Origin of the sequence: Mucilaginibacter jinjuensis (assembly GCF_028596025.1) — a bacterium.
GTDB classification, from domain to species: Bacteria; Bacteroidota; Bacteroidia; order Sphingobacteriales; family Sphingobacteriaceae; genus Mucilaginibacter; species Mucilaginibacter jinjuensis.
Window position 1 is genome coordinate 4,424,482 of sequence record NZ_CP117167.1, and the last position, 16,418, is coordinate 4,440,899.

General features: G+C 43.6%; 8 protein-coding genes. 1 reads left to right on the forward strand and 7 read right to left on the reverse strand.

Annotated elements, in window-relative coordinates:
- The 6 genes from PQO05_RS19200 to PQO05_RS19225 form a co-directional block, all read right to left on the reverse strand.
- Window positions 1-1,455: a PepSY-associated TM helix domain-containing protein gene (locus PQO05_RS19200; protein WP_273629057.1), complete on the reverse strand. Its 1,455-nt coding sequence runs from the start codon at window positions 1,453-1,455 to the stop codon at window positions 1-3.
- Window positions 1,455-3,797, reverse strand: coding sequence for a TonB-dependent receptor (locus tag PQO05_RS19205; protein WP_273629058.1), 2,343 nt, complete (start codon window positions 3,795-3,797; stop codon window positions 1,455-1,457). Before PQO05_RS19205 ends, PQO05_RS19200 begins: the two co-directional genes overlap by 1 nt.
- 149 nt (window positions 3,798-3,946) lie before the next feature.
- Window positions 3,947-4,315 (reverse strand): hypothetical protein, encoded by a 369-nt coding sequence (locus PQO05_RS19210; RefSeq protein ID WP_273629059.1) that lies wholly within the window; start codon window positions 4,313-4,315, stop codon window positions 3,947-3,949.
- Between the two features lie 329 nt (window positions 4,316-4,644).
- The gene (locus PQO05_RS19215; protein WP_273629060.1) at window positions 4,645-5,934 is read right to left on the reverse strand and encodes a zinc dependent phospholipase C family protein; all 1,290 of its coding nucleotides are present in this window, start codon (window positions 5,932-5,934) and stop codon (window positions 4,645-4,647) included.
- Window positions 5,935-6,054: 120 nt separating this feature from the next.
- Entirely contained in the window at window positions 6,055-7,398 is a 1,344-nt protein-coding gene (locus PQO05_RS19220) for an APC family permease (protein WP_273629061.1), read from the reverse strand.
- Between the two features lie 133 nt (window positions 7,399-7,531).
- Window positions 7,532-11,686, reverse strand: coding sequence for a hybrid sensor histidine kinase/response regulator (locus PQO05_RS19225; protein ID WP_273629062.1), 4,155 nt, complete (start codon window positions 11,684-11,686; stop codon window positions 7,532-7,534).
- A 242-nt stretch (window positions 11,687-11,928) separates the two neighbouring features.
- Here PQO05_RS19225 and PQO05_RS19230 point away from each other — a divergent pair, with 242 nt between their 5' ends.
- Window positions 11,929-14,715 (forward strand): M14 family metallopeptidase, encoded by a 2,787-nt coding sequence (locus PQO05_RS19230; RefSeq protein WP_273629063.1) that lies wholly within the window; start codon window positions 11,929-11,931, stop codon window positions 14,713-14,715.
- Between the two features lie 82 nt (window positions 14,716-14,797).
- Here the strand turns inward: PQO05_RS19230 and PQO05_RS19235 are convergent, their stop codons facing one another.
- Window positions 14,798-16,063, reverse strand: coding sequence for an alkaline phosphatase family protein (locus tag PQO05_RS19235; RefSeq protein ID WP_273629064.1), 1,266 nt, complete (start codon window positions 16,061-16,063; stop codon window positions 14,798-14,800).
- Window positions 16,064-16,418 lie beyond the last annotated feature (355 nt).

A 16,418-nucleotide genomic window follows, 5' to 3' on the forward strand; every position in this document is an offset into this window, starting at 1 on the left:
TTAATTGTTTTTGATGAAGGCTGCAAAACCGAATAAAGATGCTACGAGAATCCCCAAGGCGGCCAACATGGTTACAATGTCGCGGATATCTTTGCCTGCCCAAGTCATCCCGAAATATTTGTGGAGGAAAATGAAGGATAAGCCCTCAGCCCTGTCAATCCCGGCGGTTTTGGTTGATAGTTTGGCTGTAGCTGTTTCTACATACCAGTTTTCGCCTTTATAACTCACCTGTTCTACCGGGAGGCGTTTGTTGTTGAAGCCGTAATCGTTGTTAAACTGTTTAATCAGCGTTACAGAATCAGGTTTTGAAGATGACCGACCATCAATAGCCCGATAATAACCAGCCAGTGAAATAGCCAATTGCTGATCGCCATCTTTTAACAATTCACCATTTTGTACATCCACATAATCCATCTGCTTATTCTTTTTCAATACCTGATAATAAACATGGTTGTTGAATTTGATAACAGATACTTTGCGGATTACACTATCCGCTACAGGCAAATTCAGGTTAGACTGTACCAACTCGTTACGATTAATCCGCTGCTCAAATGGCTTACTCTCTGGCTTCAAATTATGCAGTTTAACCAATAAGTGAAAAGCGGCACTTATAACAAACGTGAGCATCACAAAAGAAACAATCAGCCCCAGCTGGCGATGGAAACGGTGTACAAAACGTTTGTCCTCCCCTCCTTTAGCTTTACGTTTTTGGGCGATCTCTTTAAACCGTTTCCAAAATAAGCCGTAAACGGTTACACCTGTCAGTAATGAAACAAATAATAGACCGATTATACAGGTTAGCACAATGATCCGCAGTTTTTCACCACCGGCTTCGCCCAAAAATTGCCAGGTATGAAACTCTTCGAACAAGCCCAGCATAATTTTGCGGGTATTATTGTTGAAGGTGGCCAGGCGACTCTGACCTGTTTCTACATAAATGGTCATACCATCGGGCCGGTTTAACTGAACTTTCCAGACTGGTAACAGGTGATTAATGGGCTGATATTCGCTATCAAATTTGGTTTGCAGCCTGATCCGTTTAACTGGCGAGATCGAATCTTCGGTAAAAAATCGCGTCAAATAAACAGCATAAGCCTGATCCCCATCCGGAAATAATGATCCATTAGTGGCCGAATAATATTTGTACGTACTATCTTTTAACAGCACCTGATACCAGGTGCTGTTATTAAAATTAACCAAACCAAAATTGCGGATCTGTCCCAAATGGTTTTGATCCATCACTTGCTGAACGGATAGTTTAGGCTGCATTTTATCCTGCGTTAGTGGTTTAAATACCTCCTGAGGAATAAATGGCCTAAACCAGTTCGACATAAAGGGGTGCGACAAACCACTCAGCGTCCAGCAGATCACCGGTACTAAGGCAATGAGCCCTACCATGCGGTGCAGCTGATAGAAGTTTTTACGCAGTTTGTTTTTCAATTTACTTTCCATCATTAATATTTTGAAATAGCGTAACTGATACCCAAAGTATACGTGCGCGGCGGCGCGGCATTATAGGTATCGCCATATTGGTTGCTGGTTACTGTTGTGGCGTAAAGTTTATTGGTTAGGTTCAACACATTAAACCAGATACCTAAACCTTTCAGACCGCTATGCCTAAATTCATAACCTGTGCGCAGGTTGGCAATATCATAGCCGCTGTAAGTTTTGGTATTAGCTGGATCTGTAAAGTAGTGATTAATGTGCTGCCACTCTGGTGAAATACGGAAGCCCGGTAAAATGTGCGGTTTGTATGTCAGCTCACTGTTGGCAATCCAGGCAGGGGCATTGTTCATGCGGTTACCATCGTACACAATGGTGTAATTGGTGTTGGTTGCATAATTGGTGCGCACCTCGCTGTAATGCACATAGGTATGTATGGCATTGGTACCGCTAAAACGGAAGGTCAAATCCTGCACAGGAGCATAAGTAACCGAATACTCGATACCGCGGTGGCGTGTTGCACCTGCGTTTTGGTTCTGCGTAGTGTTATCCGGCAATAGCTGACTGATGATCTCGTTCCTACCTTCCAGATCAAACAAGCTCAGTTCGAAATACATCTTTTTGTTCAGGGCCGAGAACCAGCCGCCCAGTTCATAATTATCAAACGTGGCTTGCTTAAGCGGTACTAACTGGCGAGAGCTGTATAAATCTCCCGTCTCTGGTGGTTGGAAACCTACGCTGAAGTTTCCGTAAAAACCTTTGTTAGCTCCCAGGTTATAAGTGAAACCAAGCTTTGGCGCTACAATGTTAAAGTTGTTGGCTTCCTGTTGTTTGTACTTGGTGTTGCTCGGTGGCAATCCATTAGTAAAATCGTAATGTACCCTATCGTAACGTAAGCCGGCCACAATGCGTAATGCTTCGAAGGGTTTCATTTCGTACTGCGCATAAGCCGCAGTATTGAATAATTTGATACGATAATCATCGATATAAACACCTGTATTGGTAAAGCCGGTGTAATAGTTATTAGCCTGATCTTTATCAATGTTCAGGTACTGCGCATAGTACGAGCTCGGGCTGTCATCAAGGTAAGCACCCACAATAATACGCGAGTTCAAGAAATCGAAATCGGTACGATGTTGAACCAGTAAACCATAGCTGCGAAACTTTTGATCGTTAACCTGTCCGTTCGAGCTTAGATATTTACCGTTAGCATCACGCACATCGGCAATATAATAACTGGGTAATTGTGCAGTTGAGTTATCCCTGAAGAAAGCCGTTACAAAGGTATTGCTCTTGGCACTCCAGGCATGGTCCAAACGTAAGCTGCTGCGGAAAGCTTCTACCTTTCTGTAGGTAAACCTTTGGTTACTGCTATAGCTGCGGTTATAAAAATGTGCACTATCTAAGCTGCCCGGCGTTTGGGTGTTCAAATAATTGTATGATGCGGCAGCAGTTAACTTGGTATTGTTATCAAAATCGTAAGTGGCTTTTAAGTTGCCCGAGTACTTATCGAAGTTGGTATAATCCTGCCAGCCGTCGCTTTGATGGGCTACGTAGCCACCGGCATATAAACCGAACTTGCCATCGGTAAAACCACCATTAGCATCCACACGGCGGTAATGATAGTTATCGCCCTGAACTGATACATTGCCTGCATAACCAGACGGCGGACTTTGGGTGATAAAATTAACCGCACCGCCAACAGAGTTACTGCCGTACAGTGATGATGCAGGGCCTTTAATAACCTCGATATCTTTTACACCCGACATGTTGATCTCATACAGTGAATTATGGTTAAAGATCCCCGTTGGGCGAATCGGCAAACCATCTTCCATATATAAATACAAGGCGTTGTAAGTAATAGGCTGACGGATAGCCATAGTATGCTGCTCGTTGCCCAAGTCAACCATGTACACGCCTGCTACCTTGTTTAATAACTGGTAAAGTGCGGTAGCTTTGGTGTCCTGAATTTGCACGGAGTTAATTTTACTAATGGCAATCGGCGCATCCTGGCGGGATTGCTTTTCGCGGCTGGCAGTTACCACAACCGGCTGCAAATCTAACGATAATGGTTGTAGCATAACCTGCATACGGTCACCTGGTTTAATGATCTGTGTCACGTAACCAACCATGCTAAACTTCAATGGCTTATTGGCGTTGATGGTAAATTTGCCTTTGCGGTCTGTAGCCACCACAATTGGGCGTGCTAAAGCTGAAGTATCTGCAATGCGCACCATTACACCTTGCAAAGCTTCGTGGGTAATTGCATCTACAACTGTTCCGTTTATTTGCTGACTAAAGGCTGTGTTGATGAGCCCGATAAAAAATATAAAAATAAGGTAATAACGTTTCATTATTAATAGATGAGGAACCCCAGTATCCGGTTGAATGGATTGGGTTCCAGGTAATAAAATACAGACCGGCCCAAACCATAAAAATGGTATAGGAATAGACATAGCAATGCCTGCCGGTCAAAAAAATGAATTAATAAAAGAGGGAAACGTTATGCCCGTGGAGGCTGGAAGATGGAGGGTTGATTTTTCGGAAGAGCAAACGGAGCTTCGGGCACAACGAGGGTTATGCAGTCCTGCTCATTCAACGAAAAATGATCTGGCTGGGTAATGATGGCAACCTGGAAGTTATTTTTCTGACTTTCACGCTCGGCAGACTTCTCTTTCTCAGCAGCCGCCTTTAGCTTTTTCATCAGATAACAACGCCCGTTACAGTGCATCCATGGCCGGCTTTTGTTTACACAAAACCGCTCGGCAATGTACTTCTGGTTCAGATCAAAACCTGCCTCAATAAAATACTGCGAAAACTGGGCGCTAAACAGCCCCAATAGCAGTAACATACAGATGAACCGGTTTTTCATTAAGTTAATTTGTTCTTTAACGGTAATGAAGCTATCATGAATACATGATGGTTTCATTGGTGCAAAAGTAAGAGTTATTTCGGATTTCGGATGTTCGATTTCGGATTTGTTCAACGCATAACACACCCCCATGAATGTTGCTGCAAATTGCAATGTCCGTACTCTCCCCTCTCGAGAGGGGAATTATTGTGCAGTACATTTAGCACAAACTTCAATAAGGGGTGTGTTCTGACAGCGCGTAGAGGCTTGCCCACCATGCTTCGAGAGCCTCAGCATGACATCCTCTTTTAGCTGGTCTCGATTCTTGATTCCCGACTCTTGATTCCTTATTATCTTCCCCCCGCAACCCTTGCAGTATCAGTTACAGTAGGCGCAACCTTCAAAGCCGCCAATGCCGTTTCCACATCATCACAATTAATGGGGAACTTTTTAGATGCCGGTATATTCTGCGGGTCGACATAGTAGTTGAGCAAATGCTCTTTCAAAGCCGGATTCAAGTATTGAAAATTCTTTTTCTGCAAGCTGATGAGCCAATCGGCATAGGTTTGATCAGCGAGTGCATATTCACCTATCTGGGTTGGTCGGCCGGTATCAAAATCTATGTCTTTGAGGTAAAGGGTATGGTCGCGCACGGCTTGTAGGTCCTGTTTGTAGCAAACCAGTATGGTATCAAAACTATGGATAAAAAACTTCTCTCCATCCTTGCCAGGGTCTACATATTTTAGCGTTTTAAGCGGGCCGATCTTTGGTAGTGCGTTGATAATCCAGCTCAATGTATTAGCCCAGAAACCGGGTTTTGATTCACCTTTACCAAATTCCTGGTGATATTCCCGTTTCTTCATTTTGTATTTGAACTTCTTCTCGGTCATGCCTGGCTGGCGTTTCAGGATACTGTCTTTTTCAGATTTCCAGGTCTTCTTAACCAAGGTAGGCATCAGGTTTTTAACGCCCCATCTAAAGGTAGATACGCTGCCTTCGAAATTACCGAACACATCATCGAGCCGTTCGCCATAGGTTTTCAGAAAAGCCCGTTCCAGTACAGGTTTAGAAACATTAAAGCCAATAAACTCATGGTACGAATCGCTGTTGTAATTACCGCGTGCAATCTGCAATACATCGTACGAAAACTCTATCCTGCTGTGCGAAACATGATCATCACCATAGGTAATATAATTGCCGTACTTTTTGCGGAGGTCTTTGTAAACGGTAGGCACAGTACGGTTTGTAGCCCTCGAATGGCCGTACTCATCAGCCAGATAATGCGATAATGCACCGAGTGCAAAAGCGTATTCGTTGAGGGTTTGGGCTTCGCTGAGTAAATTCTGGATCATGTAACCGCTGCGTACATAATGCATCAGGTCGCTAAAATAGGCGCTTCCCATGGGGAGATAACCCATATCGGGGATCATGGCGCCACCGTATACATAAGAGTGGGCCACTTGTATATCAGAGTCGGTAGCCATCGGGAACCGCTCTTTAAGCATGGGTTTGATGTCTTTATTCCAGCAGGCATCAACAATAGCTTCGTGGGCCAGTATGGCATAGGCGCTTACAGATGTTATACTGATGCAAGTGCAGAAAAATATTAGAAATAAAGACCGGCTGAGTACGCGTAGCATTGTTGGATATTAAACGTATTGTAAATACCAAAATATTACAGAATGTTTTATATGGATTGTAACATTCTGTACACGGGCGCAACCGATTTCTTTTAAAGAGAAATAACCTAAATAATTAAATTACGAAACAATGTCTATCGGCAATGGCTTACCCGCTCTACGCTGCCAAAAGAAATAGATAATTAACCCGGTTAAAATTATCCCCCCAGCTGTAGCAATGTAAAACAACGGACTGGTTAACAGGATGAATAACCATACAATGATGGCAATAATAGCAGGTATTGGAAACAGCCACATTTTGTAAGGCCTTGCATCTTTAGGTTTGTGATAATGCCACCAGATTACCCCGAATGCCTGCCCTAAAAACTGGATAATAATACGCATAGTTACAATGGCGGTAATGATCTCCTTCATTTTAAATAGCAGGCTAAACACAAAGGCGAAGGCCCCCAGGAATAATAACGAAACGTGTGGAAACTTTTTGGTTGGATGTATCTTACCAAAGATCGGAAAGAAGTTACCATCGATAGCTGCAGCATAAGGCACACGCGAGTATCCCAGTGTTACCGAGAAGAGAGACGATAAAGCAATGATAAGAATAAGCCCAGTGGCAAATTTAGCGACACCGTTGTTGTATATATGCTGAAAGTACAAACTAATGGGAAAATCTGATTTAGCTACCTGCTGCCAGGGCAATATACCCAGCATCATAATTTGCATACCCAGATAAAGTACTGCAATACCGGCAATAGAGATAAAGATAGCCCTCGGGATATTACGCTCGGGGTTTTTAATCTCGCCGCCTAACTGGCAAACATTGTAGTAGCCCAAAAATGAGTAAGCCGTTTTAAGCGAGGCCTGGCCTAAGCCTACAAAAAATAAGGGTGTAAGATCCCAGGCATCTTTACTTACTGTAAAAGCCTGCTTACTGTTAAAACCGTTAAATCCTGATGCAATAAGCCAGATAAATGTACCGCCGGTAATAATCCAAAGTATAACTGAGATTTTACCTACCGTTTTAATGTTTCTGTATAGAAGCAGCACCAATAGTATTACCAATGCTCCACTCACCACTTTCTGTTCCCAACCGGTTAAATTTACGAGGTAAGTAAGATACTGGGAAAAGCCGATAGCACCGCTGGCTATAACCAAAGGCGCCTGTATGGTAGTTTGCCAGATAAACAGAAAGGCGAACATTTTACCCCATTTGCCATACAGGTTTTGCAGGAAAACATAGCTGCCACCGGCCTGAGGCCACTTAGCTCCCATTTCTGCCCAAATGGAACCATCCATAATAGCCAGTAATGCGCCTACCAACCAGGCAATAATACACTGTGGCCCCTTCATGGCACCCACAATAAATGGTATGGTAATAAAGGGACCAATACCCACCATATCGATCATGTTAATGGCTGTTGCCTGGGTGAGCGACAAGCCACGCTCGAGCTGGTGATTTTCGTTCATTAGTTCACTGTGTTCATTAGTTCATTAAGGTGCTCAAGATACTAATGGTATTTGAATTTTCATTTACTTGTTGAGTCATTCAAATGCTAATTAATATTTCAGAACAGCACCAATGAACCATTGAACAAATGAACTACTGAACTATTTTCTTCCCCCACTTTTCCAGCATGGCAACAATTTCGTCGAGTTTCATGGGTTTGCTTAAGTAGTCGTCCATACCGGCCTTGAGGCAGGCTTCGCGGTCTTCAGAGAGTGCATTGGCAGTCATGGCAATAATTACGGGCTGTTTTTCCAAATTCTGGCGGATAAACTGGGTTGCCTCCATACCGTCCATTTCGGGCATTTGCACATCCATAAATATCAGTTGATATGGCTTGTTTGCCGCCGCGTTTACCGCATCGTGCCCGTTAACAGCAACATCTGGCTTGTAGCCCATTTTGGTGAGTATTTGTTGTGTAAGCTTTTGGTTAACCGCGTTATCATCAGCAATTAAAATATCAAACGGGTATTGTTTGGCAAAGCCTTTGTCGAACTGTGTTTTAGAGATCCTGGTTTCTTTTACAATACTGCCATTGCTTTTCAGCTGATCGATGATCTGTTTGTGCAAAATATTGTGTTTGGTGGGTTTGGTGAGCACTACATTAAACAAGTGCGATACCTGCCTGCTTTGCTCATTACCAATCGAGCTCAGTAATATCACAGGTAATTTAGAATGCTTCTTTTTAACACTACCCGTAAACTGAACACCGTCCATTCCGGGCATGCTCATATCGGTTATTATCAGGCTGGTATCGGGGTTTTGCTCTAATATTTCCAATCCTTCCTGCCCGGAAGATGCCATCAGGGGAACCAAATTCCATTGCTTCAATTGCGTTTCCAGTATGTTGCGGTTGGTGGGGTTATCATCCACAACCAACACTTTTTTGTTCGCAATATCAGCCGTTGTAAGGTTTACATAAGTGCGCTGTGCTTTAAGGCCAGCTTTGGTTTTAATAGTGAATACGAATGTAGAACCAACCCCCACCTCACTCTCGGCACTTATCGTCCCTCCCATTAGTTTAACCAGTTTATCACTAATAGCCAAACCGAGGCCGGTACCGCCATACTTACGGGTTGTGCTCGAGTCTACCTGCGAGAAAGCTTTGAACAGCCTGTCCAGCTTATCATCGGGGATACCAATGCCTGTATCGCGCACACTGAAATTCAGGTCGAAGTATTCGCCATCTGAGTTTGTCTTTTTCACATCCACAAACACTTCGCCATGCGTAGTAAACTTCATGGCATTGCCGATAAGATTGATCAACACTTGTCGCAGTCGCAAACTATCCCCTACTATTTGGGTGGGTACATCATGGTGGATTTGATACACCAGATCAAGATCAAGCTTGGCAGCTTTAGCGGCGAATACATCCAGCACACCTTCAATACAATCGCGCAGGTCGAACTCTTGTACCTCGAGCTCCATATTCCCCGATTCTATCTTCGAAAAATCCAGGATATCATTAATTACCGCCAGCAAAGCATCACCGCAATTCTTAATGGTTTCTACGTATTCATCCTGTTCGGTAGTGAGTTCTGTTGATGAAAGCAGCGTTGCCATCCCGATAACCCCATTCATCGGCGTGCGGATCTCGTGGCTCATTGTGGCCAGGAAGGTGCTTTTTGCTTTATTTGCTTTCTCAGCTTCTTCGCGGGCTTGCTCAGCATCCTCACGTAACTTGCGTTCATTAGCTGTCATTTGCGCCAGGCGGTCTGTGCGTTCGCGCACCTGGGTTTCCAGTTCGAGCTTTTGCTCGTTGATCCTGTCTATCCGCATCTTAAAGCCCAGGTAAATGAGGGCGGCAATAATAATACCCACAAACAACTCAAACCACCAGGTTTGCCAAAAAGGCGGAATAATAGTAATTGTAAGCCCTTTGCTCTCGGGCGACCAGTTGCCTGTATTATCTCTGTATTTTATCTTAAACACATAAGTACCTGCCGGGATATTAGTGTACGATGCTGTATTACGGCTTTCTACATAATTCCAGCTATGGTCAAAGCCTTCTAAAATATAGGCGTACTCTTTTCTGGCGGGGTCGCCGTAATCCAATGCTGCGAAATGAAAAGTAACGATAGATTGTTTGTAGCTTAAGGTGAGCTTATCTGTATCTGTTAAATCTTCTTTTAAAGGCGATGGATCTTTAATATTCCGTGCAATATGTACAGGCTTATTAAACAATTCAAACTCGGTAATAACCAGTGGAGAAAAACCGGGTGGTTTTAAAATATGATCGGGGTCAAAAGCATTAAAACCATTCAAGCCACCAAAATAAAGTGTGCCATCAGGCGCTTTATAGGCCGAGTGAGGTTTAAACTCGTTACCCTGCAAGCCATCTTCTGTGGTATAATTTTCAAATGTGTTACGGCTTGTATTATACATGGCAATACCATCATTGGTGCTCATCCACAGGTTACCGTTTCTATCTTCCAATATTGCATAAACAGCATCATTTGGCAGGCCTTCTTTTTGGGTAAATATGGTAAAGTGGCGGTTTTTGTAATCAAACTTATCCAAACCTGTATAGGTGCACACCCACAGATTGCCTTTACTATCTTCTAAAATATCGGGAACGGTATTATTACTGATGCTGTTATGCTTTTCATCATGTATAAACCGGGTAAAGGTGTTTGTTTTACGATCGAGCAGATTGAGGCCGCTATCATACGTGCCCACCCACAGGTTATCGTGACTATCTTCATACAAAGCATATACACGGTTAGAGCTAATGCTGTGCGGATTATCTTCATCAAAAGTATAATGCTTAAATACATGGGTAACTTTATCATACTGATCCAGCCCGCCATCGTAAGTACCAATCCAGATCTTTTTATCCCTTGTTTGCAGAATAGCATATATGTTATTAGAAACTAAACTTTGCGGGTTGTTAGGGTCATGCTTAAAGTTGGTAACCTTGTGCGTGGCATGGTCAATAAGGCTTACCCCATCGCCCCAGGTACCTAACCAGGTATCACCATCGGCATCATGGATAACCTTAAGTACATAGTTGCCGGCTATGCTGTTTTTGTTATTATCATCGTGCTTGTAAACGGTAAACTTCCCGGTTTTGCGATCCAGTTTATTGAGGCCGCCACCATCGGTACCTATCCAAAGGTTGCCCTCCTTATCGCCTTTAATATCCAGCACAAAATCATTCGAGAGACTATTAGGATCTGATGTGTGCTTGTACAGCTTAAAACTAAGTGTACTTCTTTTAAACAAATTAATGCCACCACTAAAAGCACCAAGCCACATGTTACCCATCCGGTCTTTACAGATCGAGTAAAAGGAATTGCCTTTAAGGCTCGTATTATCTATATCATCATGGTTATAATTATGAAAACGTTTTTCTGCACGATTAAAAATACTCAACCCGCCGTTTTCTGTACCAATCCATAAATTGTGATCATCGTCTTCATTAATGGCATAAATAGTATTGCTTGATATACTGTTAGTTTTATCATCATGCAAAAAAGACTTGAATTTACCTGTTTCAATATCAAAATCATTGAGGCCCTTATCTTGCGTACCTACCCATAAATGATGTTGGCTTCCCTCAAAAAGGCAATTGACAGAGTTGCTCGATAAGCTTTGCGGGTCATCATCTTTGTGCTGATATTTTATAAAACTACCTGTTTGGGTATCATACAAATTGAGTCCATTGAAAGTAGCAACCCACAGCCGGTGCTTACTATCAAAATATACATGCCGTACATTGTTATCGCTTATACTGTTAACATCGTACTCGGTATGCATAAAGTGCTTAAACTTCTTTGTTTGCAGGTTCATGCAGTTTAACCCGCCTTTTTGCGTACCTATCCATAAATTACCTTTATCATCTAAAGCCAGTTTATTAATCACATTGCTCGATATACTTTCAGGGTCGCGGGCATTGTATTGGTAGCGGTAAAAACGGTCGGTTTTCCTATCGTACATATTAAGCCCGCCGCTTTGGGTAGCAATCCAGAGGTTGCCGCTTTTATCTTCCACAACATCCTGCACAAAATTTGCACCTATGCTGTAAGGGTCGTTAGGGTCGTGCCTGTAGGTGGTAAACTTGTAGCCGTCGTAGCGGTTAAGCCCATCGCGGGTACCCGCCCATATAAAGCCTTTACTATCCTGAATAATTACACTTACATTAACCTGCGATAAACCCTGCTGCGTACCCATGTGCTCTACCTTCAGCGTTTGGGGCTGGGCATAGCTAAGCATTGGCAACACTAATAAAAATACTATTAATGCGCGCATACCTTTAAACACAAGGTGGCGGTTAATCATACAATTGGTTAAAAAGAGATATTTATAGTTTATACGTAATAGATTTTGTTTAGGATGTGATATTGCTCATATAATAAGCATCACCGCTGTTAAATATAACTTTTAATTAATAATAAGTTCAATAACAGTTAAATATATGCTTCAAAAAAGTTACACCGCAATTAGATACCAAATCCATAAATTGGGCTAATAATTACTCTAAACTAAATACGATGCGCAAATTTACCGGTTATGTCTCGTGCATGCTGTTGGCCGTTTCTATGGCCAGTGCACAATCCATCCCCACCCCCAAAGAGCATTTTGGGTTTAACATTGGTGATGATTACCAGTTGGCCAACTACACCCAAAGTGAGGCTTTTATTAAAAAACTGGCTACCTCTCCCAGAGCAAAATATGTTGATATCGGTTTAACCGAAGAAGGCCGCCACCAGTTTATGCTGATCGTTTCTTCGCCCGAAAACATAAAACACCTTGACAAATACAAAGCCATTGCCCAAAAGCTTGCACGTGCCGAAGGTTTAAGTGATGACGAGGCTCATAAACTGGCCGGTGAAGGTAAGGCCATTATCTGGATTGATGGTGGTTTGCATGCCAGCGAAACCGTAGGCTCGCACCAGTTACTGGAAACTGCTTACGAGATGGTAACCCGCACCGATGCACAGGTGAAGGAGATACTGGATAATACCATTATACTTTTTGTACACGCCAACCCCGATGGGCAAGAGCTGGTGGCCAACTGGTACATGAGCGAAAAAGACCCTAAAAAGCGTAACATGAACGTACCGCGACTTTGGGAAAAATACATTGGCCATGATAATAACCGCGACTTTTTTATCATGAACATGAAAGAAAGCCAGAACATTGCCCGCCAGCAATACCTGGAGTGGATGCCCGAAATTATTTATAACCACCACCAGGCAGGCCCTCCAGGATCTGTTGTGGCCGGCCCACCATACCGCGACCCGTTTAACTATGTGTTTGACCCGTTATTGATGACCAGTATCGACGGTGTTGGTGCCGCTATGGTAAGCCGCCTGAATGCTGAAAACAAACCGGGTTATACCGAGCGTAACGGTACCAGTTTTTCTACCTGGTGGAATGGTGGTTTACGTACCACAGCTTATTTCCATAATATGGTTGGTTTGCTTACCGAAATTGTAGGTAGCCCTACCCCATCAGAAATACCTTTGGTACCAGACCGCCTGATACCGAGCAGTAACACGCCATTCCCAATTACGCCGCAGCCATGGCACTACAAGCAATCAATCGATTATTCGGTATCGCTAAACTTTGCCGTATTAGATTATGCTGTGCGTAACCGCGATGAGTTGTTATACAACGCTTACCGCATGGGTAAAAATTCGATTGAGCATGGCAGCGCCGATTACTGGACTTTATCGCCTAAACGCGCTGAAGCCATTACCGCACTTTATGAAAAAAACAAACCAGCCCCTGCCGAAGGTGGCGGTCGCCGTGGTGGTGCTGTAACTTTGGGCGGCGAAGGCCGTGGCCCGAACATCCCGGTTAAATATTTCGATTCGGTATTGCGTAACCCTACTTTGCGCGATCCTCGTGGTTATATCATCACCACCAATCAGCCCGATTTCCCTACTACAGTTAAGTTTATTAACGCGTTAATTAAATCTGGGATCCTGATCCAAAAAGCTACTGCTCCGTTTACTGTTGCAGGCAAACAATACCCGGCCGGGTCATACATTGTAAAAACAGATCAGGCTTTCCGTGCACATGTGATTGATATGTTTGAGCCGCAGGATCACCCGAATGATTTTCAATATCCTGGAGGCCCCCCTATCCGCCCGTACGATATTGCAGGCTGGACACTGGCTTTCCAAATGGGTGTAACTTTTGACCGTATTTTGGATGGCTTTACCGGTCCGTTCGAGCGTATCCCTTACGGTCAATTGCAAAATCCGCCCACCACAACCGTTCCGGCTGCTGCTAAAAACGGCTATTTGTTAAGCGGTAACGTTAATAACTCGTTCATCGTGGTAAATGATTTACTAAACAAAGGAGTAGCTGTTTACCGTGTTAAAAATAGCATGCAAGGCACTACAGATGCTACAGCAGGTACTTTCTTTATACCCGCTACAGATAAAGTTGCTTATACTGAGTTAGAAAAGTCAGCTCCGGGTTACGGTGTTAAGGTTATCGCCGCCAATAAAAAACCGAAAGATCTGGTTAAAATTACCCCGGCACGCATTGCAGTTTGGGATACTTACGGAGGCTCAATTCCTTCGGGCTGGGTTCGTTGGATGATGGAGCAATACCACTTCCCTTTCAAATTGATTTATCCGCAGGAGATTGATGGCGGTAACCTGAAATCGAAATACGATGTAATTGTATTTGTTGGCGGCGCTATCCCTGCTAAACGCGGCGGCGCAGGTAATGGTGGCGGCGAGTTCTTCGGCCGTATGCCTAAACCAGAAGACCTGCCAGAAGAGTACCGTGCTATGCCGGGACGTATCACTACTGAAAAATCAATCCCTCAACTGAAAGCATTTCTGGAAGCAGGTGGTAACATTGTAACCATCGGCACAAGCACCAACCTAGCTTACCAGTTAGACTTGCCGGTTAAAAACGCATTAGTTGAACCGGGAAGCGATGATAAGCCATTATCAGGCGACAGATTCTATATCCCTGGCAGTGTATTGCGTGTATCTGTTGATACCACACAGCCAGCCAACTGGGGTATGTTTAGCGAAGCCGATGTTGATTTTGACAGCAGCCCTGTATTTAAACTGGATGCTGATGCAGCAGCCAAAGGCGTTAAACCACTTGCCTGGTATGCTACAGACAAACCACTGCGCAGCGGCTGGGCCTGGGGCCAAAAATACCTGAAAGATGGTGTGGCTGCCTTTACCGCACCAGTTGGTAATGGTACGCTTTATGCCTTCGGACCGGAGATCACTTTCCGCGGACAATCGCATAATACTTTCAAAATGTTATTTAACGAGTTGTACAACAAATCGGCCAAATAAGCGCTCCAATATATTTACATTAAATCAAGACAGGCTTCCCGTTAATTCAGGAAGCCTTTCTTTTTTGAGTCGTGTTTGAGACTTATTTCTTCACCAACACCTTTTCGGCTAGTTCTTTAGTGCCATCTATTTTCTCCGTATAAGTCAACCCTAACAATTGTGCCACCATCGGGAAAATATCCACATTCTGGAATGTAGGAACGGTTAAACCTTTCTTAAAATTCGGCCCCCATGCATAAAAAATGGCATGCATATCTTTCACTGCATAAGGATCATAACCATGCGCCCCAGGGTCAAGCTTACGGTGTTGGGAGTTAAATGACTCCGGCCAGTTAGGTACCAACACAATATCGCCGATGCGGTTATACCTATCATCCTTGGTGCTATAGTGCCATTGCGCAGGCAATTCATCGCGTAAGTAAACTTTATAGTCTTTAGCTTCGGCTTTAATTTCGGCATAAGCAACTTCAATGTATTCAGTTTTTTTAGCATAGAGGTGCGTTAATACACCTTCATCAGCCCTGATAAACTTATTGGTATCTAAGGCAATGGCAGGTGTGATTGGGCTTTGCTCACGGTCTATCTTAGTCATACCATGATCTGATACTACCACGTAGTTAACGTTTAAGCCGGTTGCTTTAACCGCTTTGGTCAGCTCATAAATGGCAGAATCAATAAAGTGGACAGCCTTATCCGTTTCCGGTGCATCCGGTCCGTATTTATGCCCCTGGTGATCTACCTCCGGGAAATAGAAAGTGATTAGGTGCGGGCGACGGTCTTCAGGCTGCTTTAACCAGTTTACCACGGTTTGGATACGATCATGTATGCCGATCTTCTCATTATACTTATAGTAATAGGTTGGATATTGACCCTGAATATCAGCCTCCGACCCTACCCAGTAAAAACTTGCCGAAAGCATCTTCTGGCGTTCGGCTACCAACCATATCGGCGTGCCACCATACCATTTACCCTCGGTAGCAGTTTTTGATTTGTAGGAATAGAATGATTTGAAGTTGCGGTCGTAAAAATAATTCTGCACCAGCCCGTGATGAGCAGGATACAAACCGGTAACCAATGTATAATGGTTAGGAAATGTTAATGATGGATACGATGGGATCATCGACTCGGCATGCACACCCTTTTCGCCCAATTCTTTTAAATGATCGGCGTGATGAAGCGTAGCATAATCATACCGGAAACCATCTATCGAGATCATGATCACATAAGGCTTCTGCTGTTGAGCCGCACTGTTCCGTGTAGCTGCATCAACTTTCTGCAACGTATCTGTCTGGGCAAAAGCAAAACTGCTAATTGCCATGCCAAGAGCTAATAGTAAGTAATTTTTCATAAGGGGGATTAAGTACTTAAAAGTATCAAAATAACTTTAAATAGAGGCAAGAAACAAGAGTCAGGAGACAAGATGCCCCTCAGCACGTCATTGCGAGGTACGAAGACAACCGACCGTAGAGAGCTCATTAATACCCATAAAAACACACACAACATTAATAATCTCAGACCTATTAGCACTAACTTCAATACCGCACAATCCGCTTTTCATTAGGAGCGGTAGTGTGAGTTATTCATCGTTAGTGGATGTCACTTTCTTTTTCCGCAAAAGAAAGAAACCAAAGAAAACTCGTGGCTGCTCAATTTTTTTTGAAAGGGTGTGGTGTGGCCAATGTTGTGCTGACCGAAAATTAAGA

Bases quoted from the DNA above. Each gene is read 5' to 3' on its own strand.
- PQO05_RS19220 (WP_273629061.1), bottom strand. From the start codon at position 7,398: ATGAACGAAAATCACCAGCTCGAGCGTGGCTTGTCGCTCACCCAGGCA.
- PQO05_RS19225 (WP_273629062.1), bottom strand. From the start codon at position 11,686: ATGCGCGCATTAATAGTATTTTTATTAGTGTTGCCAATGCTTAGCTAT.
- PQO05_RS19230 (WP_273629063.1), top strand. From the start codon at position 11,929: ATGCGCAAATTTACCGGTTATGTCTCGTGCATGCTGTTGGCCGTTTCT.
- PQO05_RS19215 (WP_273629060.1), bottom strand. From the start codon at position 5,934: ATGCTACGCGTACTCAGCCGGTCTTTATTTCTAATATTTTTCTGCACT.
- PQO05_RS19210 (WP_273629059.1), bottom strand. From the start codon at position 4,315: ATGAAAAACCGGTTCATCTGTATGTTACTGCTATTGGGGCTGTTTAGC.
- PQO05_RS19200 (WP_273629057.1), bottom strand. From the start codon at position 1,455: ATGATGGAAAGTAAATTGAAAAACAAACTGCGTAAAAACTTCTATCAG.
- PQO05_RS19205 (WP_273629058.1), bottom strand. From the start codon at position 3,797: ATGAAACGTTATTACCTTATTTTTATATTTTTTATCGGGCTCATCAAC.
- PQO05_RS19235 (WP_273629064.1), bottom strand. From the start codon at position 16,063: ATGAAAAATTACTTACTATTAGCTCTTGGCATGGCAATTAGCAGTTTT.